This window comes from Leuconostoc litchii, assembly GCF_008107645.1.
Lineage (GTDB): Bacteria > Bacillota > Bacilli > Lactobacillales > Lactobacillaceae > Leuconostoc > Leuconostoc litchii.
Genome location: NZ_SDGY01000001.1, coordinates 1,036,910 through 1,062,631, shown reverse-complemented (window position 1 = coordinate 1,062,631; position 25,722 = coordinate 1,036,910). Strand labels below are relative to the sequence as shown.

The window sequence follows — 25,722 nt, the reverse complement described above, 5'->3', positions numbered from 1 at the left end:
TTTGAACGCCATACCCAGGCTCGAGTATTAAAAAATTAATTTCGAAGTATTATTGTTTTTCTTATTAATTGTAATATCTTAAAATTATGCTCTAATTATCTCAATCAGCATTATATTATTCTGTTCCATTTTGTACTTTGGCTTAAACAACCATCTATGTAATTAAATACACAATCTCATAGTAACATATCATCTAGCAGTATGTACGTTTGTAAAAATTAAGAGAACGACTTAGACGTTGGACCTTAGATATTCTTGACAATGTTCGGATTTTTCACGTACAATAGTAAAGTATCAAATTACTGTTATTATGGTAATTTCCACTGATGCGTTGTTAGAAATGGAGAAGAAACATGGCCGATCAAAAACATCCCGCGGTATGGTATGAACATCTGCATACAGAAAAATATACAGGTGCTCGTCGCGGTCGTATTCATACGCCGCACGGTACCTTTGAAACACCAATGTTCATGCCTGTTGGTACACAAGGGGCAGTAAAAGGTGTTGGCGCACGGGAATTAAAGGACATTGGTTCGCAATTTATTTTGAGTAATACCTATCACCTCTGGGTGCGTCCAGGGGATGAATTAATTGCTGAAGCCGGTGGCTTGCATAAATATATGGGTTGGGATCAGGCTATTTTAACTGATTCTGGTGGCTTTCAAGTCTTTTCTTTGTCTGATGCACGCAAATTAAAAGAAGAAGGCGTCACTTTTCAAAATCATGTCAATGGCGATAAAATGTTTTTGTCTCCTGAAGTAGCGATGCGTATCCAAAATAATCTTGGATCTGATGTGATGATGCAATTAGATGAAGCAATTCCTTATTTTGAATCTTATGAGTATATTAAAAATTCGATGCAACGCTCATTACGTTGGGCTGAAAGAGCAAAAGTAGCACATAAAAAGACAGACACTCAGGCTCTATTCGGTATTGTACAAGGTGCTGGCTTTAAAGCTTTAAGGACTGAATCTGCAAATAACTTAGTAGATATGGATTTACCTGGCTATGCTGTTGGTGGGTTATCTGTGGGTGAATCTAAAGTCGAAATGAATCGTGTGTTAGACTTTACAATGCCATTATTGCCGGAAGATAAACCACGCTATTTGATGGGAGTAGCAGCACCAGATTCGTTAATTGATGGTGTTATGCGTGGTATTGATATGTTTGATTGTGTTCTTCCTACTAGAATAGGACGTAAAGGGACATTAATGACACGATATGGTCGTGTAGTTATCAGAAATGCAAAATACAAAAATGACTTCACACCTTTAGATCCTGACTTGAGCTATTATTCACCCAACCCAATTCGTAAAGAGCAATTTGGTAATATGGCGCAATATGATATACCGGGTTATAATCCGTTTAAAACATTAACTCGATCCTATTTACATCATTTATTTAATGCCAACGAATTATTGGGAGCGCAATTAGCCTCGGAACATAATTTACGGTTCTTATTGCAATTCATGGAAGATATGCGTACAGCCATTGAAAATGATGAATTACTAGCATTCAGGGAAACCGTAATGGAAGAGTATGGATATAATAAGCCTAATGCACGATTATTCTAATTTTGGTATAATAAAAGTATGAGTAAAATGAGTGTAAATTACTAAGTTAATTTGATAGTAACTACACTCACTGAAGAAAGTAGGAATTAAAATGTCTTGGAATTTGGTTTTGCCATTAGTAATTATTGTGGTAATGTTTTGGTTTATGTCACGTCAGCAAAAAAAGCAACGTGAACAACAACAGAACATGCAAAAAAATATGCAAAAAGGTAGCAAAGTTATCACAATTGGTGGTTTACATGCAGTTGTTGATAGTGTAGATAATGTTGCTAAAACAGTTGATTTAGATGCTGAAGGCGTTATTTTAACTTATGAATTATCAGCAATTCGTTCAATTAGTAACCCAGCAGATTCTGAAAAACCAACAGTGGCTGATATAACACCTGCTACTAAAGTTGAAGATAATAGCGAAAAAATTACTGATAATACTGACAAACCAGCAGATGACAAGTAATCTATAGTGGCAGTATAATAAAAGGAAGCGAAAGCTTCCTTTTATTTATGGAGAAAATATGAGAACTGCTTCAATAACAATGTCAGATGGCACAAAAATTGTATATGATGAGTACGGAAACAATAAATTAGCGACGTTGTTTCTATTGCATGGTAATGGCAGTTCAGCACGTTATTTCAAGCGCCAATTACCGATATATACAGCTTATTTTCATGTGATTGCGATTGACTCACGTGGACATGGCCGTTCTACGAATGCTAAAGAATCTATCGATATGGGTGATGTGATTGATGATATTGAAGAAATTCGAAGGTCATTATCAATTGATATGATTTATATTTTAGGCTATAGTGATGGGGCTAATATTGGATTGAAGTATGCTATTGAACATCCGAATCATGTGACTAGAATGGTGTTGAATGCACCGAATGTAACATCTGACGGTATCTATCGTATTTTATGGTGGGGAGATGCGATTGCGAGATTTAGTACCGAGCTGTTGTCGCCAGTTAGTCAAAGTGCTCGTCGTCGGCACAAGCAATTGCATGTTATGAGTGCGCCACTAAACATTACGCAAAAGCAATTAGAAAATTTAGCATTACCAATATTATTTGTCATTGGACAGTTTGACGTGGTTAAACGACAGCATATTGTGAATATTTCCAAAATAGTACCGTATGGTACAGTTCTGATTTTACATGGTCATGGACATTTTGTGACTTATACAAATCCACGAAAATTTGCAAAATTAGTGGTACCGTTTTTACTTGGGGGAGAATATGAAGGGGATTAAATCTGTCTTATCAAAGCTCATTATATTGGCAATTACGTTAATTCTTATTAGCCAATTATTCATTATGACACGTGAAATAACATGGCATGCTATTTTGTCTACAGTAAATGACATCGCATGGTGGCAACTACTGTTATTGGTTGTTTGTGGTTTCTTGGTTATTGTTCCTACAATATTTAATGATGTTATATTAAAAGAATGGCAAGATTATCATTTATCATTGCGTGAAACCGTGCAGCGAGCATGGCTAATAAATGTTTTTAATATTAATGCTGGCTTTGTTGGTATCTTGAGTGTTTTTTTGAGGCGTATCTTTTATAATGATCAACCCAGAAAAAAACCTATTAAACCATTTGTACAGATGTATATTTTGGGTCAAAGTGGATTGTTATTTACGAGTATCGTGGCTTTTATTGTACTATTGCTACGTTCTACGAATCAGTTAGCTGATCAAATGGTATGGTTAGCGGTGTTTATTCTGATTGCAATTATAGTTATTATTGTGTCATTTACAAAACGTCTAAACACTTGGCAAGGGCTTCACATTAAAGTCTGTTATCATTTGATAGCTAATGCAATTGTTGCATTAGTTGCTCAGATGATTTTATTTATACTTATTGGTCGAATTATTGATATTCACTTATCGGTCACAAATATCATGCTCAGTTTCATTATTGCCAGTACAGTTGCGCTGGTAACGATGACACCTGGAACTTGGGGGTCGTTTGATGTTGCTATTATTATTATGTTGTCATCATTCCAAGTGACACGCGTCGATAGCTTCATTTGGTTAATATTATATCGGGTGACTTATAACTTAGTACCATTGTTTAGTGCAGTTTGTTTACTATTTTTCCGTATTTCTAAACGCATTAATGATAGTTTTCGTGGTGTACCACATTATGTTGCTAGATCATTAGCACATCAGTTCGTGACAGTTGTTTTGTACTTGTCGGGATTTTTGTTAGTTCTATCAGGTACAATGCCAAGAGTTGCAGAACAAATCTTTATTTTTAACCATTTACGCTCATGGCCGGTGACATATGCACTGATTAATCAACTTCCCAATATACTATTTGGTTTTTTAATTCTTATTAGTGCTCGTGGTATTGCTAATCGTGTGAAACGCGCCTATGGTGCAACTATTGTTATCTTGATGATGGTATCTGTATACATTTTTTTCTTTTATCGTTATCTGGCACCTTTCATTTTAATAGGAATTGTTTTATTTGCTGTAATATTCAGTAAACAAACATTATATAGAAAGCAATTTATTCATTCATGGGAAGAACAGTTTGTCGATTTACTTATTTGGGGTACATTAATTATTAGTTATTTAGTGTTGGGAATAGTTAATTTACCAACTGTACACCATCATTTTCATCATGCAGAAACTGTACCGTCATTTCATTGGTGGTACATTGGGTTAATTATTATAGTTGTGGTTGCTATCACTGGGTTATTATTATCTAAATATTTGCATGCTCAGCAAGTACCGCTTGGCGTAGCCTTTGAAGAGTCGAGAGTGCAAAAAGTTTTGGAAATTGGCGATAATCATTACACAAATTTAATATTTTTGGGTGATAAGAGGCTATATTTTTATCAAGTTGATCATCAAGATGTTGTCGGCATGCAGTTCAGGATTATCAATAATAAAGCTATGGTAATGGGTGATCCCTTTGGAAATGAAGAATATTTTGCTCCAGCTATGGAACAATTTGTTAATGAAGCTGATATTTTGGGATATGTACCGGTCTTTTATGAAATTAGTGAAACCATAGCGATGATGGCACATGAATTTGGCTATGACTTCTTCAAGCTAGGAGAGGAAGCGTTAGTTATGTTAGACGATTTTTCTACTGCTGGCAAAAAAATGCAAAATATTCGTTCAGAAATGAATCAAGCCACTCGAGCTGGATTTGATTTTAAAGTTTTAGAAGCGCCTTTTGATCATAAGGTGGTAAAACAATTGCAGGCGATTAGTGAGGAATGGCTTGATGGTCGTGAGGAAAAAGGTTATTCATTAGGTTTTTTTGATGAAAACTATTTACAGAGAGGACCAATAGCCATTCTTGAAAAAGATGGTCAAATCGAAGCTTTTGCAACATTGGTAACATCTCATACTGAGCAACAAATGGCAGTTGATCTAATGCGGTTTACAAAATCTGCACCAAATGGTGTCATGGATGTTTTGTTTGTTCGAGCGTTTCAATATGCTCAAGATAAAAAGTTTAAAATATTCAACCTTGGTATGTCACCATTAGCTAATGTTGGCCAACACCGGCAAAGTTTTGGGCGAGAACGTTTAGCAAATTTGGTTTATCAGTTTGGTTCCAAAGTTTATTCGTTTGAAGGTTTGCATCATTATAAGAATAAATTCACTAAAGTTTGGCAGCCAATGTATATCGGTTACTCAAGAAAAAGCAGTATTGTTGCTGTGATGCTTGGTCTTTTAAGGATTGACAACAAGGGTGTGGCACATGCACCAAAGATCGATATGAGATATACTAGAAACAACTAAAGTAGGAGGAAAAACATCTAGTATGAATTAGATGTTCTGATAAAATATGCCGATGCACCAATACTTCATGGGAATGAGCCAATTAGAACTTATCAATAGGGCACCAGGTTTTTTTAAATATCAACCACATAATGTTGCAGCGCATTCATGGAAAGTGACACAAATTGCACAATTTTTAGCTGATGTGGAAGAACAGGGTGGTGCTACGATTAACTGGAAATCAGTTTATGAAAAGGCGCTAAATCATGATTATACTGAGCGATTTATTGGTGATATTAAAACACCGGTTAAATACGCGACGTCCACTCTTCGGTCTATGTTGGCTGATGTAGAAGATTCTATGACGGAAAATTTTATCAAGTCAGAAATTCCAGAACAATTTCAAGCAGCGTATACGCGACGCTTGGGAGAAGGGAAAGATAGCACTATTGAAGGTAAGATATTGTCAATTTCTGATAAAATTGATTTACTTTATGAAGCTTATGGGGAATTAGAAAAATTTAATCCAGAACCGGTGTTTGTTAATATTTTTCAAAGTAGTTTAGAAGCATTAGCAGAATTCAAAGATATGGCTAGTGTGAAATATTTGGCAAAAGAAATTCTACCTGAAATTTTCAAAGAAGAATTTATTCATAAAAACTTACTGTTCGATTTAGCGAAAAGTTTATTACCTGATTTTGCTGAGGTCATTAAGGATTAATATGGACAAAAATTATATAGCACGTATGCGTGAAAAAGTTGGCCATGAGGGCATGATATTTGTATCGGCCTTCGGTGTATTGTGGAACGAGGCCCATGATGCGATTTTGCTCGAGAAGCGTTGGGATTCAGACGAAGGTTGGGGATTCCCAGGTGGATACTTAGAGTATGGTGATTCACCTATGCAAGCGGTTAAACGTGAATTTAAAGAAGAAACTAATTTAGATGTTGAAATAACTCGTGTGCTAGGTATTGCTACACACGAAACAAGCAAAAATTCTTGGGGTGATGCGCAAGAAACTATTGGCATTGGTTTTGAAGTAAAACATGTGGCTGGTGAGTTATTAAAGGATGGTACTGAAACATTGGATTTGCAGTTTGTGCCTATTAACCCAGAGCCTAAGATGTTTGTACCACAAGCTCAAAAAACCATGCATTTGATTCTGACTGACAATGAAATTAGTGATCAACCTTGGATGAGGGAGAAAAACGAATGAAACTTTATGTTGTAAGGCATGGGCAAACCATATTTAATACACTAAATAAAGTACAAGGGTGGGCAGATACACCACTGACTGAAAAAGGTGAAAATGACGGCAAGTTAGCCGGTGAAAGGTTGAAAAACGTCAAATTTGATGCTGCGTTTTCGTCAGATACTTCACGTGCCATGCATACTGCTGAATATATTCTTGCTGAAAATAATTATCAAACTCCCAGTTTAGAAATTGCTCCTGAATGGCGAGAATATTTTTTTGGAAGTTTTGAGGGTGGTAGTAATGATGTCATGTGGGGTGCTGTCGCCAAAGCCTTTGGTGTAGCAGAAGAGACACCAGATGCGATTGCAGCTGAAATTCAAGATATGACGGCGATTATGGATAAAATTCATGCAGTTGATCCACAGCATATTGGTGAGGATGCAACCCGCTTTTGGCAGCGTATCGATGGTGCATTAAAAAAACTTACAGCTTCTCAAAAGCCTGATGATCATATTTTGTTAGTAACGCATGGTCAATTGATTGGTAATCTTGCACAACATTATGGTCATTTATTAGGAGCAGCACGACCTAAAAATGGTGCAGTGGCGGTTTTCAATCTTGATGATAATGGGTTACAAGTTGAACATTTTAATGACACTGAAACGTATTTTCATTAAAAAGTATGCAGATTAATATTTTCTTTAGAATTTAGTTGAACTAAAACAAATCCTATATTGTTGATGTTTTCACTATTCTTTCAGAAAACACACTCGTTATTTTCTTCACAAAAATTCTAATAAACGATTGACATTTTTAGGTGGAACCGGTTACAATATTATGGTAAGCGATTATCATAATTGAAGGAGATAATATGGTTAAACAGGATAGCCTGCTCACTAAAATTGCGTTTTTGGGCATTTCATTTGTGTTAACAAGTGCGTACGCTATTAATGGCGCATTGCCACAAATGACAGAGGCATTGCATATTTCATCCACTGAGGCGCAAGTATTGGCCACAACGCCATCTATTACTGTGACTATTTTTGTTTTGTTGAGTAGCTTTATAGCTGCGAAACTAGGAGATAAAAATACAATCATTTTAGGGGTGACGCTGGTTGGTTTTGCTGGAATTGTACCATTTTTTACTGATTCATATGTGATTATTTTAATATCACGTACAGTTCTGGGTGCTGGATTTGGAATTTTTAATTCACTAGCAGTATCAATGATTGCTGTGATGTACAATGGTAAAACACGTTCATCAATGCTAGGATATCGTGCTGCAGCCGAACAGGTAGGACAAGCAATATTAACACTATTAGCAGGTTTGTTACTAGTGTTCGGATGGCATGCAACATTTTTGGTTTATTTAATTGCATTCCCAATTCTATTTTTGTTTATGAAGCGTGTTCCTGATACATCAGAAATGACACCGCTCAACACTGAAGAAACAGCAAGTGAAAATGTGGAAGAAGTTACTCATATTAGTCCATTAGTGCTAGTACTAACATTATTTGCTGCTTTTCTCGTGATTGATTATATGGCTATTCAACTTAGCTTCCCATTTATGGCTACTGATTTAAAGGGAGATGGATATAATACATCGCCTATTCTATCAGCGATGTTGATAGCAGCAACCATTGGTGGTGTAACATATGGTTGGTTTGTTGCCAAGTTCGGTCGTTTCACATTACAAATTGGATTAGTGTTGATGGCAATTTCAAATTTCTTAGTCGCTTTTTCACATGGCAACTTTGCGATGCTGATTGCAGGAGTGTTACTGATTGGCTTCCCATTACAGTTAATTTCACCATTTATTTTCAACCAATTACCAAAATTAGCTCCACTTGCACGCCAGTCTCTGGTCACATCAGTGATTTTAATAGGATTTAACGTAGGTGTGTTCGTTGAACCAATGGTTGTTGCTGCATTTGCAAAAATTATTGGCCATGGTGGTGGTAGTGCTGCAGCTTCAGCCTATGCAACCATTCCATATTTGGGATCAGTACTTCTTATTATCGCAATTATTACAATTATAACTAACAGAAAGCAGGAAAAATAATTATGGAAATTCAAAACAAAGCAATGCTTATCACATATGCTGATTCATTGGGTAAAAACCTTAAGGACGTTCATAAGGTGTTGAAGGAAGACATTGGTGACGCCATTGGTGGTGTTCATTTGTTACCATTCTTCCCATCAACGGGAGATCGTGGTTTTGCACCTTCTGATTACACGCGTGTTGATTCAGCATTTGGTGATTGGAGTGATGTCGAAGCGTTAGGTGAAGAATATTACTTGATGTTTGATTTCATGATTAACCATATTTCACGTGAATCTGTTATGTATCAAGATTTCAAGAAGAATCATGATGATTCCAAGTATAAAGATTTCTTTATTCGTTGGGAAAAGTTCTGGGCCAAGGCTGGTGAAAACCGTCCAACACAAGCTGATGTTGACTTGATTTACAAGCGTAAGGATAAGGCACCAACTCAAGAAATTACTTTTGATGATGGTACAACTGAAAATTTGTGGAACACATTTGGTGAAGAACAAATTGATATTGATGTAAATTCAGCTATTGCTAAAGAATTTATCAAGACAACTCTTGAGGACATGGTAAAGCATGGTGCCAATTTGATTCGTTTGGATGCCTTTGCATATGCCGTTAAGAAAGTTGATACAAACGACTTCTTCGTTGAACCAGAAATCTGGGACACATTAAATGAAGTTCGTGAAATTTTGACACCATTGAAGGCTGAAATTTTGCCTGAAATCCACGAACATTATTCAATTCCTCAAAAGATTAATGATCATGGTTACTTCACATACGATTTTGCTTTGCCAATGACAACGCTTTATACATTGTATTCAGGTAAGACAAACCAGTTGGCTAAGTGGTTAAAAATGTCACCAATGAAGCAATTTACTACATTGGATACACATGATGGTATTGGTGTTGTTGATGCACGTGATATCTTGACTGATGAAGAAATTGATTATGCTTCAGAAGAATTGTACAAGGTAGGCGCTAACGTGAAGAAGACTTATTCTTCTGCATCATATAACAACTTAGATATCTACCAAATTAACTCAACATATTATTCAGCTTTGGGAAATGACGATGCTGCCTACTTGTTAAGCCGTATCTTCCAAGTCTTTGCACCTGGTATTCCACAAATTTACTACGTTGGTTTGTTGGCTGGTGAAAATGATATTGAATTACTTGAATCTTCAAAAGAAGGACGTAATATTAACCGTCATTACTACTCAGTTGACGAAGTTAAGGAAGAAGTTAAGCGTCCAGTTGTTGCCAAATTGTTGAAGCTCTTGTCATGGCGTAACAACTTTGCTGCCTTTGATTTGGATGGTTCAATTGAAGTTGAAACGCCATCTGACACAACAATCAAGATTACTCGTAAGGATAAGTCTGGTGAAAATGTTGCTGTCTTGGTTGCTAACGCTGATGATAAGACATTCACTATCACTGCAAATGGTGAAGAAATTTTGGCTAACTCAGAAGCTGATCAACAACAACTATAATTTTAAAGTAATTTATTAAAAAGTCAGTGCGATAAGCACCGGCTTTTTTGTATGAAAACATTGAGAAGGGTGGTTTTGCTTTTACATTGACAGGCAAAGTAATATCTCTTATACTAATCTCGTGTTGATTAGTTGACAATTAATAATTAACAGAGTAGAATATTTCTCACTGTCTAAAAAGGGGAACGAGATGCAAATTTTAAAAGAACACGCAAAGCCATATATTCGTGATATTATGTTTTCAATTATTGCGGTAATTATTATGGCTGTGGCTTCGCTATGGCAACCACGTTTATTGCAACAGGTGATGAAAGCCATCATTGCTGACAATCAAAATAAAGTAGTTTCTTATGGCATACAACTACTATTACTAGCTATGATTGGCTTAATTGCTGGTGTTATCAATACCATTTTTGCAGCTAAAGTATCACAGGCGATTGCAGCGGATATTCGAACTAATGAGTATGAAAAAATACAATCATTTTCATTTGGAAATATTGAACAGTTTTCTGCTGGTAATTTAGTAGTGCGTATGACAAATGATGTCAACCAAGTACAACAGTTAGTAATGATGATACTCCAATCATTAACACGTATTCCGATATTATTTATCGGTGCTTTTATTTTAGCCTTAGTTACGTTACCTCGGTTATGGTGGATTGTAATTTTAATGGTTGTTTTGATTTTTTTGGCATCACAAGTTGTATTCAAACAAATGGGGAAATTTTTCTTCAAAATACAGCAACTTATTGACAAAACAAACACACTTGCTAAAGAAAATCTTCAAGGAGTTCGTGTTGTTAAGTCCTTTAATCAAGAAAAAAATGAAACAAATCATTTTACTGACAATTCTAATGAATTGACACATGTCAACACGACCGTTGGTTATCTATTTTCAACAATGATGCCAATGTTTATGTTAATATCGTACACTGCCATTGGTGCTGCGATTTTATTTGTTGGTCGAGATGTTGTTAAGCATCCAAATGATTTAGTTGCGATTACCTCATTTACTTCTTATCTGATGCAAATATTTTTTGCAATTATGATTGGTGGTATGATGGCCACATTTGCGTCTCGTGGGTTTGTTTCACTTAACCGTATCAAAGAGATATTAGACACAGTACCAAATTTGACTTATAACAAGACGGCACCTGAAGTTGATTTGAGCGGAGATGTTTCTTTCCGCAATGTTTCCTTTCATTATCCAGAAGATAATAAAACAGCTTTACAAAATGTATCATTTGACATTAAAGCAGGGGAAATGATTGGTATTGTCGGTGCCACAGGCTCTGGTAAAACAACGCTAGCACAGTTGATTCCACGTTTATATGATCCCACTGAGGGCGAAGTTGTAGTTGGGGGTGTGAATTTAAAAGATGTCAATGAAAAGTCTTTACGCTCAGCTGTTTCGTTTGTTTTACAAAAAGCTATTTTATTTAGCGGTACTATTGCTGCGAATTTACGTCAGGGTAAAAAAGATGCTGATGATAAAGATTTTCAGAAAGCAGCAGAAATTGCACAAGCAGCAGAGTTTGTGAACCAATATGATGATAATTTTAATCATATCGTTGAGGAGCGTTCTTCAAACTTTTCTGGTGGTCAAAAGCAGCGTTTGTCAATCGCAAGAGGTGTTGTCGGTAGTCCTAAAATTTTAATTTTGGACGATTCAACTTCAGCTTTAGATGCACGGTCAGAAAAATTAGTACAAGAGGCTTTAAATAAAGAGCTCAAGGGCACTACAACAATTGTCATTGCTGAGAAAATCAGTTCAGTTATCCATGCTAATCGTATTTTAGTAATGGACGAAGGAAAGTTAGTTGGTATTGGTACGCATGACGACCTCCTTGATAGTTCACCGGTTTATGCTGAAATATACCAGACACAAAAAGCGAAAGGGGCAAAATAATGACAGATATTAAACACGCAATTCAATATTTTGCAAGATATCTTAAACGTTATTGGTTAGCATTATCTTTCGTAGTAGTGGTAACAATTGCTTCAACTTATTTTCAGGTTAAAGCACCGGTTTATATGGGGAAAGCAATCACAGAATTATCTAGTTTTTTGGGACAATACATGAACCCTCAAACGCATGCAATGGCTAGTAAAACACCTTTTTATCATGCACTTGAAGCAATGATGCTTTTCTTTGTTTTAACGGCAATAACGATGTTTATTTCAAGTTTTATTTCAAGTCGTATTAGTGCAGAAGCATCAGGAAGAATGCGAATTGGTTTATTTGCTAAGTTGCAACGGATGACTATTAAATATTTTGATACGCATCAAGATGGTGAAATCTTATCGTTGTTTACTTCTGATTTGGACAACATCTTTAATGCGATGAACCAGGCTATTTTCCAACTTTTATCACAGTTTGCTTTATTTGTTGGCATAATAATTATGATGTTCCAACAAAATGTTAAGCTCGCATGGGTGACTATGGCATCTACGCCAGTTGCAGTTATTGTTGCTTGGTTTGTCATCAGTCGTGCTAGAAAATATATCGATGCACAGCAGGACGAAACCGGGCGAATGAATGGTTATATTAACGAACAAATTAATGGTGAAAAAATTATAATCACACAAGGATTGCAAAAAGAGTCTATTGCAAATTTTGCACCATATAATAATCGAGTTAAGCAGGCTACGTTTAAAGGTCAAATGTATTCAGGAATGCTATTTCCTCTAATGCAGGGGCTGTCGTTATTAAACTTAGCCATCGTTATTTTCTTTGGTTCATGGTTAATTGTTCACGATGGCATGGATAAGTCAGTTGGGTTAGGGTTGATTGTGGTGTTTGTAAACTATTCCCAACAATATTATCAGCCAATTACGCAAATTACATCAATTTACAATATGTTGCAGTTAGCGGTCACAGGGGCAAGACGACTAAGTGATGTGCACAAGCAGCCTGAAGAAATTAACGCAAATATTGGCAAAAAGTTATCAAACTTGAAGAATGGCGTAACTTTAGAAAATATTCACTTTGGCTATACCGAAGATAAGGAAATTCTTCATGGTGTCTCAATTAACGTGAAAAAAGGTGAAATGGTGGCACTTGTTGGACCAACAGGCTCTGGCAAAACAACGGTTATGAATTTACTAAACAGATTTTACGATGTTAATGAAGGTTCAGTAAAATTTGATGGAATAGACGTTCGTGATTTGGATTTAAAGTCTTTGCGTGATCACGTTGGGATCGTCTTGCAGGAGTCCGTATTATTTAGCGGTACAGTTGCTGATAACATTAAGTTTGGTGAACCAGATGCAAATGAAGAAAAAATGATTGACGCTGCAAAACAAGCTAACATTCACGATTTTATCATGACTTTGCCGGAAGGTTATCAAACGAAAGTTGATGATGAGAATTCTGTCTTTTCAACTGGACAAAAGCAATTGTTGTCAATTGCCCGCACAATTTTAACTAATCCGGACTTCTTAATTTTGGATGAAGCAACATCTAACGTTGACACTGTTACGGAAGCAAAGATTCAAGCTGCAATGGATAATGTTATTGCAGGACGCACAAGTTTTGTTATTGCCCATCGATTAAAAACAATTTTAGGTGCTGATAAAATTGTTGTTCTTAAAGATGGTAAAGTTATTGAAGAAGGTTCACATCAAGAATTGGTTGATGAAGGCGGCTTTTATTCAGAACTTTATCATAATCAAATGGTTTTTGAGTAATGCGATGAATAAAAATACATATTTTAAATTACTAGTAATTTAAAATATGTATTTTTTTATTTCTTTCTGGCGATGGTTAAAAATGACTATTCGACCAATTATACGTAAAATGTTATAATGGCAGTATTGCTTTTAATAGAAATGTTGTATATTTTTAATATTGGAGAATACAATGAACATTGGTTTGTTTACGGATACGTACTTTCCACAAGTCAGTGGAGTTGCGACTTCGATTAAAACACTTAAAGAGGCACTTGAGAGTCAGGGACATGAAGTGTACATTTTCACCTCCACTGATCCTAAAGTACCTAAAAATAAATTTGAACCTCATATTTATCGTTTTTCGAGTTTACCTTATCTTGGCTTTAAAGACCGTCGACTGGCTTTTCGTGGTTTGATTCAGGCCGTTGAAATTGCTAAGTCAGTGCAACTAGATATTGTGCACACACAGACAGAATTTTCCCTAGGGTTGATGGGGAAGTTTGTGGCTCGGCAATTAAAAATTCCAGCAGTTCATACTTATCACACGATGTATGAAGATTATACTCATTATTTTGCTAAAGGTATGTTGATTGGCCCACATGGCGTTGGACGCATTATGAAAGGATATATGGCAAATATGTCTGGTGTTATTGCACCTTCAAAGTTAGTGCAAGATACACTACATCGTTATGGTGTTAAAGTTCCTATGCGTGTTATTCCTACCGGTGTGTGTTTACCAAAACGGAGAACAACGCAAAGTGATTTGCGCAAAAAATATCATTTCTATGGTGAACAACCAGTTATTTTATCATTGGGTCGATTAGCATTTGAAAAAAATATTAGTGTAACAATCTCAGTATTTTCGGAACTATTACAAACAGTTCCGGAAGCAAGGTTGGTTATTGCAGGTGATGGTCCAGCTCGAAAATCACTTCTAGAACAAGTCGATGAATTGGATTTGAATGATAAAATTATTTTTACAGGTATGATTAACCATGATGATATTTTTGACTATTACCAGATGTCAAACGTTTTTGTTAGCTCTTCTGACACAGAAACGCAAGGGTTGACATTCATTGAGGCAATGGCAGCGGATAGACCATTTGTTGCTATCCATTCACCATATTTAGATAACTTGGTTGATAACGATGCTATTGGTACATTAGTAAACGACTATGATGAACTATTAGCTGGTATTGAAAAGTATCTTAGGCGACCCAATTCAAAAGAAGACAAATCTTATCGGCAAGAAAAAATGAAAGATGTGGATGCAAATACTTTTGCAACACGCGTTTTAGCGTTTTATACTGATATATTAGCTAGTTATCATGCTACTGATGTAGAAGATGAGTATCCTAATGATGAAGAGGTGGGCTATATGAAGCGGATATTGCGTAATCCATTCAGGAGAAATTAATTGAAAGTCTTACTTTATTTTGAAAATCAAAATTTAATAGCCAAATCTGGTATCGGACGTGCCTTAAAGTTACAACAACAAGCTTTGTCGTATACAGATGTAGAGGTTAGTACCGATGTTAAGTCTATTGATTATGATGTACTTCATATTAATACTTACGGAATTAATAGCCATCATATGGTCAACAAAGCGCATAAAATGGGAAAAAAAGTTGTGTACCACGGTCATTCAACTTATGAAGATTTTCGTAACTCTTTCACAGGATCGAATGCTATTGCGCCACTGTTTAAAAAATATCTAGTATCATTATATGGCAAAGCAGACGCAATTATTACACCAACGCCGTATTCAAAACAACTTTTGCGTGGCTACCGTCTTAGTCAGCCAATAATCCCGATATCCAATGGGATTCCATTAGACAAATATAATCATGATGAATTAAAAATCAAAAAATTTCGTGACTACTTTGATTTAGCTGATGATCAAAAGGTTGTGATGAGTGTCGGTCTTTTTTTTGAACGAAAAGGTATTTTAGATTTTGTTGAATTAGCTAAGCGCCATCCTGAATATGTTTTTATTTGGTTTGGGTATACGGATTTACGACTAGTACCTAATAAGATTAGCAGGTTAATTAAGGGTGATCACCCGCGTAACTTAATCTTTCCAGGGTATATTAGCGGCGATGTTATTCGTGGGGCTTTTCAGGGAGCTAATTTATTCTTATATCCATCATATGAAGAAACAGAAGGTATTGTTGTACTAGAAGCATTGGCATCAAAACAAAATGTACTTGTACGTGATATACCAGTTTATAACAAATGGTTACAAGATGGCGTTAATTGTCATAAAGCAAATAACCTAGATGAATTTGAACTGAAAATGCAAAAAATTTTAAATGGGGATTTACCGAATTTAAGTGAAGTAGGATACAAGTTAGCTGAAACACGCGATTTACCACAAATTGGTAAACAACTAAAATCGGTTTATGAAATGGTGCTAGAAGGGTGAGTGACCATGATGTTCAAACGTGATAGAGTTTCGATGACAATTGTTGTCGTTTTGACGGCTCTTGTGATTTATTTTTTAACAAAAGAGTTACGTGGTAAAGGTCATCAATTATCAATAGCACTAGAAAACTTGGATTGGCGTTGGTTAGCTGTTGGTTTACTAACAATGATTATATCAATTGTACTAGAGGCCGCAGCTACTCGATCGCTGTTAAGTAAAAAAGATAGACGTGCCACGTCTACTTTGGCATTATTAAGAGTTCCTTTGCTGAATTTATTAGGTACTGGGGTCACACCATTTGCCACAGGTGGACAACCAGCGCAACTTTACGGATTAGCCCGATCTGGTGTGGAAACTGGACGTGCGATGTCTGTGATTTTGATGAAATTTTTAGTTTATCAAGTTGTTGTTGTGATATTCTTTATAGTGGGTTATGCATCTGCCGAACAATTTATTTATCAACAAGTTAATACAACTTTTGCAACATTTATTCCATTTGCCATTGCGATTCACGCGGTAGTTATTATCGGTATTATCCTGGTAATGTTTTGGCCATCGTTAACTTTAAGGTTAGTGGACATAGTTGCAGTAATGGTTAAAAAAATGATGCGTCGAGAACGATTTGAACGTTTAATTGCAAATGTTAAGTTGAAAATCGATAATTTTCATACAGAGTCACGTAGAGTTATTAGTAGTTGGCAATCATTATTAGGTGCTATTTTTTTCACTTCTTTGCAGTTGGTTACTTTTTACATGATACCTTACTTTGTTATTCGAGCATTTGGTTATCCTGACGTTAATCCATGGTTAATTGTTACAATGAATATTATGATCGTTATGGTCATTTCTTTGTTTCCAATACCAGGTGGGGTTGGTGGTGCAGAATTAAGTTTTCAACTGCTCTTCTCTCCATTTGTAAAAAATCCTGCAACATTAATTCTTGTGATCTTACTTTGGCGGTTTATCACGTATTATTTTGGTATTTTTGCGGGAATTATTGCGTACATTATCCCTGCTCATCACGATAGGAGGAGTGACAATGATTGATAAAAAATATGATTCCAGTGATTTGAAACAAATTTTAAATCGCTTACGTGCTATGATAGATTCAACAGATCATAGTGTACAAACACGACGCTTTGATGCTTTTGGTATTGAAGCGTTACAAGTTTCATATGATCAATTAACTAAAATCTGGACGGTCAGAGAGCATCGTGAAATTCGGCAATTTCAATTTGATGATATTGATTTAGTCGCAATTGAAATTTATGATGTTTTGCATGATTTCAAACTAATTTATTAGGAGGGTGTTTAGCACGTCTGCTTTGATGTGAGTAAGCACGTTTATAACAAATGATAAGTTTATTAAAACGAATTTCAAATCCAAAAAACTTCTGGCAGCAAATTAAACGTAATATGGATACGTCTGCACCCATTGTCTGGTTTTTTGTATTAAATGTTGTTCTGGTTTGGCTAAAAACATACGCTGAATATCATATGAACTTCAATTTAGGTGTGGAAGGTTCAACGCAACAATTTTTGTTGTTTTTGAATCCAATTCCTACAGCTATTATATTTTTAAGTATTTCTCTTTATTTTCGTGGTGTAACAAGTTATTGGATAGCAATCATTTTCAACTTTATTCAGTCTATTTGGTTGTTTGCCAATATGCTTTATTACAGAGAGTTTTCTGATTTCCTGTCAATGGGTATTTTGGGATCAGGTAGTTCTACCGGAGCAAATCTCGGTAAGTCTATAGCAGCAATTATTCATTGGACCGATTATCTCATTTTTATTGATATTGCTGTTTTGATATTGTTAGTTATTTTTAAGCAATTAACAATTGATCGTAAAGGTGTACAGAAGAAATTCGCTATTTTAACAACCCTTTTTGGTGTTATCTTAATGTTTGTTGATTATGGTATTGCGTCAACAGATCGTTCTGGTTTGTTAACCCGCTCTTTTGATAATAATTATATTGTGAAGTATTTAGGTTTGAATGAGTATGCTGTATTTAACGCAGTGCAAACGTATAATCAGACTGAGAGTCGTAAACGTGCGAAGCCATCAGATTTGACCAAAATCAAAAAATTTGTTGCTACTCAAAAATTGCCTGATAATATTCAATATTATGGTACTCAAAAAGGTAAAAATGTATTTATGATACATCTTGAGTCATTTCAACAGTTCTTAATCGACTATAAGGTTGATGGCCAAGAAGTTACGCCTAATTTGAATCAATTTTATCATGATCAAAATACATTAAGTTTTGATAACTTCTATAATCAAGTAGGACAAGGTAAGACATCAGATGCAGAAATGATGCAAGAAAATTCATTGTTTGGATTAGCAACGGGATCTGCCATGGTTAAATATGGTACCAGTAATACTTTCGAATCTTTGCCAGCTATTCTAGGCCAAAGAGGTTATACATCAGCTGCTTTTCATGGAGATGTAGCAAGTTTTTGGAATCGAGATAATACATATAAATCGTTCGGTTATAATTACTTTTTCTCGAAATCTTATTATGCTAATGCTAACAAAGCAAATTACAATATTGGCTATGGCATGAAAGATAAAATTTTCTTGCGAGATAGTGTAAAATATATTGAACAATTACCACAACCATTCTATGCTAAGTTGATTACGGTCACAAATCATTATCCTTATGATTTGGATAAACAAAATATTAGTTTTCCAGCTACAAAGACTGGGGATAAAACGGTTGATGGTTATGTGCAAACTGCACATTACTTAGATCAAGCTTTTGCTGAATTAATAAATTATCTGAAGCAAGCTGGTCTGTATGATAATTCTGTATTCGTGTTATATGGTGATCATTATGGCATATCCGAAAATCATCAAGATGCTATTGCTCAACTACTCGGAAAAGATAAAATTACAAATAATGATTTAGCGACTTTCCAAAAGGTACCATTCATGATTCATGCTACTGGACTAAAAGGTGGTGTTAATCATACGTATGGTGGCGAAATTGATATGTTACCAACCTTAATGGATGTACTGGGTATACCTGATGATAATATGACAATGTTTGGTCAGGATATGTTATCGACCAATTATAAGGGGAAGGTTGTTTTTCGTGACGGTGATTGGGTCACACCATCCTACACAAAGTTTAATAACCAATACTTTGATACTAAAACAGGGGATCAAGTAACACTTAAGTCGGATAAAAAGTTACAAAAAGTAGCTAAACAAATGTCAGCTTATGCAACGAAAGTTTTGGGGTACTCCGATCATGTTATTACCGGTGATCTACTGCGATTTGACACCTCGAATTCTGATTTTACTTTAATTAATAAAAAGAATTATAACTACAAAAAATCAGAAGGACTTGCTTCCTTAAAAAAGGCTTTGACGACAAATCCATCGAGCTTACTCGCTAAAAACAAAGGTAAATCAACGATTAGCGACTATGTAACGGACGCACCAGAATTGAAATCTGAAGATAATGATAATGAATAAAAAACGAACAGTGCTTTCAGCTAGAACACTTGTTCGTTTTTTGCTATAATGATGTGGCAGTGTAAATTAACATTAATGATATTGAGCGAATCAATGAAAGAGAATATCTATGATTGAACGACAAACGGAACGTGAATTTGAGGTTGTATCTAAATATAAGCCTACTGGTGATCAACCACAAGCGATTGAACACTTAGTAAGTGGGCTTAATAATGATGTGAAGGAACAAATTTTACTTGGTGCAACGGGTACAGGAAAAACTTTTACGATTTCTAATGTGATTAAAGAAGTTAAAAAGCCAACACTTGTTTTAAGTCATAATAAAACATTAGCTGGTCAATTATATGGTGAGCTAAAAGAATTTTTTCCAAATAATGCTGTAGAATACTTTGTTTCTTACTATGATTATTACCAGCCTGAAGCTTATGTACCGAGTTCTGATACATTTATTGAAAAAGATTCTGCTGTCAATGATGAAATTGATAAGTTAAGAAACTCAGCTACAAGTTCATTGTTGGAGCGAAATGATGTCATTGTTGTCGCTTCAGTGAGCTCTATTTTTGGGTTAGGAGATCCACATCAATATAAGGATCATGTTATTAGTTTACGTGTGGGTTATGAATATGAACGTGATCAACTTATGCGTGATTTGATTGATGTCCAATTTACACGTAATGATATTGATTTTCATCGTGGTACATTTCGTGTTAGAGGGGATGTCGTTGAAATTTTTCCAGCCTCTCAAGATGAAATGGCTTTAAGAATTGAGTTTTTTGGAGATGAAGTTGATCGTATAAGAGAAATCAATTCTTTGACAGGAGAAACGACAGTAGAGCGTGAACATGTTGCTATTTTTCCAGCTAAACATTTTATGACTGACGATGAGCAAATGAAAATTGCTTTAAATGGTATTCGTCAAGAAATGAATGAGCAAATTGAATTATTTAACAAAGAAGGAAAACTATTAGAAGCGCAGCGTATCAAACAACGTACTGAGTATGACCTAGCTATGCTTGAGGAAATGGGCTTTGTTGGTGGTATTGAAAACTATTCACGATGGATGGATGGTCGTCAGGCAGGGGAGCCACCGTTTACTTTGATTGATTTTTTTCCAGATGATTTCTTGATTGTCGTTGATGAAAGTCATGTTACTATGCCACAAATTCGTGGTATGTTTAATGGCGATAAAGCTAGAAAAGAGACTTTAGTAAACTATGGATTTAGACTGCCCAGTGCTTTAGATAATCGGCCTTTGAAATTACCTGAATTTGAGCAGCATGTGAATCAAATTATTTACATGTCGGCTACACCAGGAGATTATGAAAGAGAACGTGTTGACTCTGAAAATGTCGTGCAACAGATTATTCGACCGACTGGATTACTTGATCCAGAAGTTGAGGTGCGACCAGTAATGGGGCAAATTGATGATCTAGTTGGTGAAATTACAAAACGATCGAAACTTGATGAACGTGTCTTTATTACGACATTGACAAAACGTATGGCAGAAGATTTAACTGATTATCTTAAAGATTTAGGGATAAAGGTTGCCTATTTGCATGCTGATATTAAAACCTTAGAACGCACAGAAATCATCCGAGATTTACGCTTAGGAAAGTACGACGTATTAATTGGTATTAATCTTTTGCGTGAAGGAATTGATGTTCCAGAGGTATCATTGGTGGCGATATTGGATGCTGATAAAGAAGGATTTTTACGTAATCCTCGCTCACTTATACAAACAATTGGTCGAGCGGCACGTAACGAAAATGGCCATGTGATTATGTATGCTGATAAAATGACTAAGTCAATGGACGAGGCTATTGGTGAAACAGCACGACGCCGAGAAATTCAGATGCAATATAATGCAAAGTACCACATCATACCAAAAACTATTAAGAAAGATATTCGTGACCTAATATCTGTAACACATGCTACGAATGATGAAAAAGATACTATTGATCTGACAAAAGTATCATTTAACGATTTGCCAAAGGATGAACAGCAATCTATTATTGAGAATATGACCAGTCAAATGAAAGCCGCTGCAAAATCGCTTGATTTTGAAGAAGCTGCTCAGTTACGTGATACGGTCATGGATTTGAAAACACGTGCTAATTTATAATTAACAACAATATAAATGAAAAAAGAGAGAACTAATGGCAAAAGATCATATTGAAATACGTGGCGCTCGCGCTCACAATTTGAAAAATATTGATGTGAATATCCCTAAAAATCAGTTGACTGTTGTTACAGGATTATCTGGGTCAGGGAAGTCATCATTAGCTTTTGATACATTGTATGCTGAAGGACAGAGAAGATATGTTGAGAGCTTAAGTTCCTACGCGCGTCAATTTTTGGGACAAATGGACAAACCGGATGTTGATTCAATTGATGGTTTATCACCAGCCATTTCAATTGACCAAAAAACGACCTCTAACAACCCACGTTCAACGGTTGGTACAGTAACAGAAATTAGTGATTATTTCCGACTGCTATATGCGCGTGTTGGTCGTCCCGATGATCCTAAAGATGGCACAAAAATTATGTATACGATTGATCAAATGGTCGAATATACTTTGAAAAAATTACCAGAAGGTACTAGGCTTCAAGTCTTTGCGCCTATTATTAAGAGCAAACGAGGCTCTCATGAAACGGCATTTGATCACATGCGTAAGCAAGGATACATTCGTGCACGTGTTGATGGTGAAATTGTTGAAATTGATTCTCAAAAACTAAATTTAGATAAAAATAAAGCACATGATATTGATGTTATGATTGATCGAATTGTGCTACGTAATAATTCTCGATCAAGATTGTTTGATTCAATAGAAGCAGCTATGCGATTGAATGAAGGTCTAGTGATTTTAGATATTGTCACACGTGTGGATGAAGAAACCATTGCGCCTTTAAAGTTTTCAAATCATTATTTAGGGGAATTAAAAGATTTTCGAGCTGGCAGACTAGAACCACGACTATTTAGTTTCAACGCACCTTTAGGTGCTTGCGAATTTTGTCAGGGGCTAGGCGTGACAAGAGAAGTTGATATTGATCTAGTTATCCCTGACCGTACTAAAACTTTGAATGATGGAGCTATTTTACCATGGAATCCGATTTCATCTAACTATTACCCAGAAATGCTTCGTCAATTTACTGAGCAATTTAATATTGACATGGATACACCCTTCGATAAATTATCTAAAAAACAACAAGACTTAGTTCTTAATGGTTCTGAAGGAAGAGATTTTCATTTTCATTACAAAAATGATTTTGGTGGTGTCCGTGATGTTGATATTCCATTTGAAGGTGTTATAAACAATATAGCACGTCGTTTTACTGAAACAAATTCTGATTTTACACGTGAACAAATGACGCACTATATGACTGAATTAAAATGTAAGGCATGTGGTGGTTATCGACTTAATAAAGCTGCACTATCTGTCAAAATTAATGGCAAACATATCGGCGAGATTTCAGAATTACCAGTTGATCAAGAATTAGCATTTTTTAATCATGTCATACTAGGACAACAAGACACTGAGATTGCTTCACCAATTATTAAGGAAATTAAAGATCGACTTGGATTTTTAGAAAGTGTTGGGTTACGTTATCTAACACTTTCACGATCAGCACGTACTTTATCAGGTGGGGAATCACAAAGAATTCGGTTAGCTACGCAAATCGGATCTAATTTATCGGGTGTTTTGTATGTATTGGATGAACCATCTATTGGTTTACATCAACGTGACAATGATATGCTACTAGAATCTATGCATCGTATGCGTGATTTGGGGAACACTCTGGTTGTTGTGGAACACGATGAAGATACAATGAGGGCTGCTGATTACCTTATCGATGTGGGTCCAGGAGCGGGTGCTCTTGGAGGGACTATTGTTTCTAGTGGTAAGCCCTCGGAAGTAGAAGCTGATACTAATTCTTTAACAGGCCAGTATTTATCTGGTAAAAAGTTTATTCCAGTTCCTGACAAGCGTCGCCAAGGCAACGGTAATTTGATTACGGTTAAAGGCGCCAAAGAAAATAATTTAAAAAATGTGACAGCTAAAATACCGCTTGGAAAATTTGTAGCTGTGACAGGTGTGTCCGGATCAGGGAAATCAACCTTAGTGAATACCATTTTAAAAAGAGCTTTAAAACAAAAGTTAAATAATAATTCTGAAAAACCTGGTACGTATCGATCAATTGATGGGGTAGAAAATATTGAGCAAATTGTGGATATTGATCAATCTCCAATTGGTCGCACACCTCGCTCTAATCCTGCAACGTATACTGGAGTCTTTGACGATATTCGTGAACTATTTGCACAGACAAATGAAGCTAAGATGCGTGGATATAACAAAGGAAGATTTTCATTCAATACTAAAGGCGGACGTTGTGAGAATTGCCGTGGCGATGGTGTTATTAAGATCGAAATGAACTTCTTACCCGATGTATATGTAGCATGTGAAGTTTGTGGAGGAACACGGTATAATTCAGAAACTTTAGAAGTTATGTATAAAGGTAAAAATATCTCGCAAGTACTTAATATGACAGCTTCGGAAGCTTTGGCGTTTTTCAGTCCTATTCCTAAAATTGCGAAAAAGTTACAAACCATTAATGATGTAGGATTAGGGTACGTTAAACTTGGACAATCTGCGACTACATTGTCTGGTGGCGAAGCACAACGTATGAAATTAGCTTCCGAACTACATCGTAGAACAAATGGTAAAACAATTTATATTCTTGATGAACCCACGACAGGGTTACATACCGATGATATTGCTCGTTTATTGGAGGTATTGAATCGTTTGGTTGATGCAGGTAATACTATTGTAGTGATTGAACATAACTTAGATGTTATTAAATCAGCAGATTGGATTATTGATATGGGACCAGAAGGTGGTGCTGGCGGTGGTAAAATACTGGTTTCTGGGACACCAGAAAAAGTAATGAAGAATGAAAAATCATATACTGGTAAATACCTAAAAGAAGTCATTGAACGAGATCTATTACGTGCGGAATAAGCACTTAACAACATTCTAAAATGCTTTACAAATAGCAAGTATGTTTTTGTGTTAAACTGAGTGTAAGTTATATGGAAGGTTATCGTTACATGAAACCCAAAATTGTCATTATTGGTGGTGGTTCTGGTCTACCTGTTATCATTGAGCCGCTGGTGAAACAAAATGTTGACTTGTCAGCAATTGTCACAGTGGCTGATGATGGTGGTTCCAGTGGATTACTACGAAATTATATTAATATAGTACCTCCAGGAGATATTAGAAATATTTTAGTCTCAATGGCTGATACTGATGCTGAATTTTTAAAAGTTATGCAGTACCGTTTTGATGCAAAAGATGATTTTTTTGCTAAACATGCTGTTGGTAATTTAATTATTGCAGCAATGACAGAAATGCATGGTAATATTTTTGACGCAGTACAGTATTTGGCTAACTTTATGAATGTGCAAGGACACATTTATCCTGTATCTAATGAGCCACTAGTACTACATGCTGAGTTTAAAAATGGGCAGACGGTTGCTGGTGAAGCTGAAATTACCCATGCACATGAAACGATTGATCATGTTTGGGTAACTGGTGATGAACCTGGTGAAGAACCCAAAGCAGCGCCAGAAGTCGTAGAAGCTATCTTGGGTGCGGATCTAATCGTATATGGACCTGGAAGTTTATTTACTTCAATTTTGCCCAATGTTGTCGTGCCAGAAGTGCGTCAAGCACTACAAATCACGGATGCTAAGCAAGTGTATATTGCTAATATTATGACACAAAAAGGTGAAACAGATGCTTATACTGATGCTCAACACTTATTGGCTTTAAATTCACATATTGGTGTGCAAGCAATTGATTATGTTATTTCTAACAGTGCCAAAGTACCAGATGACTTTGTTGATTTCCAAAAGTGGAATGAAGTATCAAATCAAGTGAAGCTTGATAAACAAGCAGTTGCTGTTCAAGGAGCAGAACAAATCACCGGAGATTTTTTACGATTGCGCGATGCAGGCGCTTTTCATGATGGACAGAAAATTACAAAAGAGTTATTAAAAATTTTGGAGCAATGCTAA

At 35.7% G+C, this 25,722-nt stretch carries 19 protein-coding genes; all 19 read left to right on the top strand.

The features are described from left to right. Positions 1-353 precede the first annotated feature (353 nt). The 19 genes from tgt (at position 354) to ESZ47_RS05085 (ending at position 25,722) form a co-directional block, all read left to right on the top strand. Positions 354-1,574, top strand: coding sequence for a tRNA guanosine(34) transglycosylase Tgt (tgt, locus tag ESZ47_RS05175; protein WP_148605370.1), 1,221 nt, complete (start codon positions 354-356; stop codon positions 1,572-1,574). A gap of 91 nt (positions 1,575-1,665) precedes the next feature. Then, positions 1,666-2,028, top strand: a complete 363-nt coding sequence (yajC, locus tag ESZ47_RS05170; RefSeq protein WP_148605368.1) for a preprotein translocase subunit YajC — start codon at positions 1,666-1,668, stop codon at positions 2,026-2,028. A 58-nt stretch (positions 2,029-2,086) separates the two neighbouring features. Continuing rightward, positions 2,087-2,821, top strand: a complete 735-nt coding sequence (locus ESZ47_RS05165; RefSeq protein WP_148605366.1) for an alpha/beta fold hydrolase — start codon at positions 2,087-2,089, stop codon at positions 2,819-2,821. Continuing rightward, complete coding sequence (gene mprF / locus ESZ47_RS05160) at positions 2,808-5,342, top strand: bifunctional lysylphosphatidylglycerol flippase/synthetase MprF (protein ID WP_148605364.1); 2,535 nt, start codon at positions 2,808-2,810, stop codon at positions 5,340-5,342. The genes ESZ47_RS05165 and mprF overlap by 14 nt, the downstream gene beginning before the upstream one ends. A gap of 46 nt (positions 5,343-5,388) precedes the next feature. Beyond that, positions 5,389-6,042 (top strand): YfbR-like 5'-deoxynucleotidase, encoded by a 654-nt coding sequence (locus ESZ47_RS05155; protein ID WP_148605362.1) that lies wholly within the window; start codon positions 5,389-5,391, stop codon positions 6,040-6,042. Between the two features lies 1 nt (position 6,043). Continuing rightward, positions 6,044-6,538: an NUDIX domain-containing protein gene (locus ESZ47_RS05150; protein WP_148605360.1), complete on the top strand. Its 495-nt coding sequence runs from the start codon at positions 6,044-6,046 to the stop codon at positions 6,536-6,538. Then, on the top strand, positions 6,535-7,194 hold the full coding sequence (locus ESZ47_RS05145; RefSeq protein ID WP_148605358.1) for a histidine phosphatase family protein: 660 nt from the start codon (positions 6,535-6,537) through the stop codon (positions 7,192-7,194). Before ESZ47_RS05150 ends, ESZ47_RS05145 begins: the two co-directional genes overlap by 4 nt. A gap of 194 nt (positions 7,195-7,388) precedes the next feature. After that, a complete protein-coding gene (locus ESZ47_RS05140) occupies positions 7,389-8,579 on the top strand; it encodes an MFS transporter (RefSeq protein WP_148605356.1) in 1,191 nt (396 codons plus the stop codon). A 2-nt stretch (positions 8,580-8,581) separates the two neighbouring features. Then, positions 8,582-10,060, top strand: a complete 1,479-nt coding sequence (gene gtfA, locus ESZ47_RS05135; protein ID WP_148605355.1) for a sucrose phosphorylase — start codon at positions 8,582-8,584, stop codon at positions 10,058-10,060. Between the two features lie 190 nt (positions 10,061-10,250). After that, entirely contained in the window at positions 10,251-11,969 is a 1,719-nt protein-coding gene (locus tag ESZ47_RS05130) for an ABC transporter ATP-binding protein (protein WP_148605353.1), read from the top strand. Continuing rightward, complete coding sequence (locus ESZ47_RS05125; protein ID WP_148605351.1) at positions 11,969-13,750, top strand: ABC transporter ATP-binding protein; 1,782 nt, start codon at positions 11,969-11,971, stop codon at positions 13,748-13,750. Before ESZ47_RS05130 ends, ESZ47_RS05125 begins: the two co-directional genes overlap by 1 nt. 172 nt (positions 13,751-13,922) lie before the next feature. After that, on the top strand, positions 13,923-15,149 hold the full coding sequence (locus tag ESZ47_RS05120) for a glycosyltransferase family 4 protein (protein WP_148605349.1): 1,227 nt from the start codon (positions 13,923-13,925) through the stop codon (positions 15,147-15,149). After that, on the top strand, positions 15,150-16,157 hold the full coding sequence (locus ESZ47_RS05115) for an LTA glycolipid anchor biosynthesis glycosyltransferase, IagA/BgsA family (protein WP_148605348.1): 1,008 nt from the start codon (positions 15,150-15,152) through the stop codon (positions 16,155-16,157). A gap of 9 nt (positions 16,158-16,166) precedes the next feature. Continuing rightward, entirely contained in the window at positions 16,167-17,204 is a 1,038-nt protein-coding gene (locus ESZ47_RS05110; protein ID WP_148605736.1) for a lysylphosphatidylglycerol synthase transmembrane domain-containing protein, read from the top strand. Continuing rightward, the gene (locus ESZ47_RS05105; RefSeq protein WP_148605346.1) at positions 17,197-17,460 is read left to right on the top strand and encodes a YkuJ family protein; all 264 of its coding nucleotides are present in this window, start codon (positions 17,197-17,199) and stop codon (positions 17,458-17,460) included. The genes ESZ47_RS05110 and ESZ47_RS05105 overlap by 8 nt, the downstream gene beginning before the upstream one ends. 50 nt (positions 17,461-17,510) lie before the next feature. Further along, positions 17,511-19,646: an LTA synthase family protein gene (locus ESZ47_RS05100; protein ID WP_148605344.1), complete on the top strand. Its 2,136-nt coding sequence runs from the start codon at positions 17,511-17,513 to the stop codon at positions 19,644-19,646. Between the two features lie 109 nt (positions 19,647-19,755). Next, positions 19,756-21,768 carry an excinuclease ABC subunit UvrB gene (uvrB, locus tag ESZ47_RS05095; protein ID WP_148605342.1) on the top strand — a complete coding sequence of 671 codons (2,013 nt, stop codon included), beginning with the start codon at positions 19,756-19,758 and terminating at the stop codon, positions 21,766-21,768. 34 nt (positions 21,769-21,802) lie between these two features. Further along, on the top strand, positions 21,803-24,664 hold the full coding sequence (uvrA, locus tag ESZ47_RS05090) for an excinuclease ABC subunit UvrA (RefSeq protein ID WP_148605340.1): 2,862 nt from the start codon (positions 21,803-21,805) through the stop codon (positions 24,662-24,664). Positions 24,665-24,753: 89 nt separating this feature from the next. Beyond that, positions 24,754-25,722 (top strand): gluconeogenesis factor YvcK family protein, encoded by a 969-nt coding sequence (locus ESZ47_RS05085; RefSeq protein ID WP_148605338.1) that lies wholly within the window; start codon positions 24,754-24,756, stop codon positions 25,720-25,722.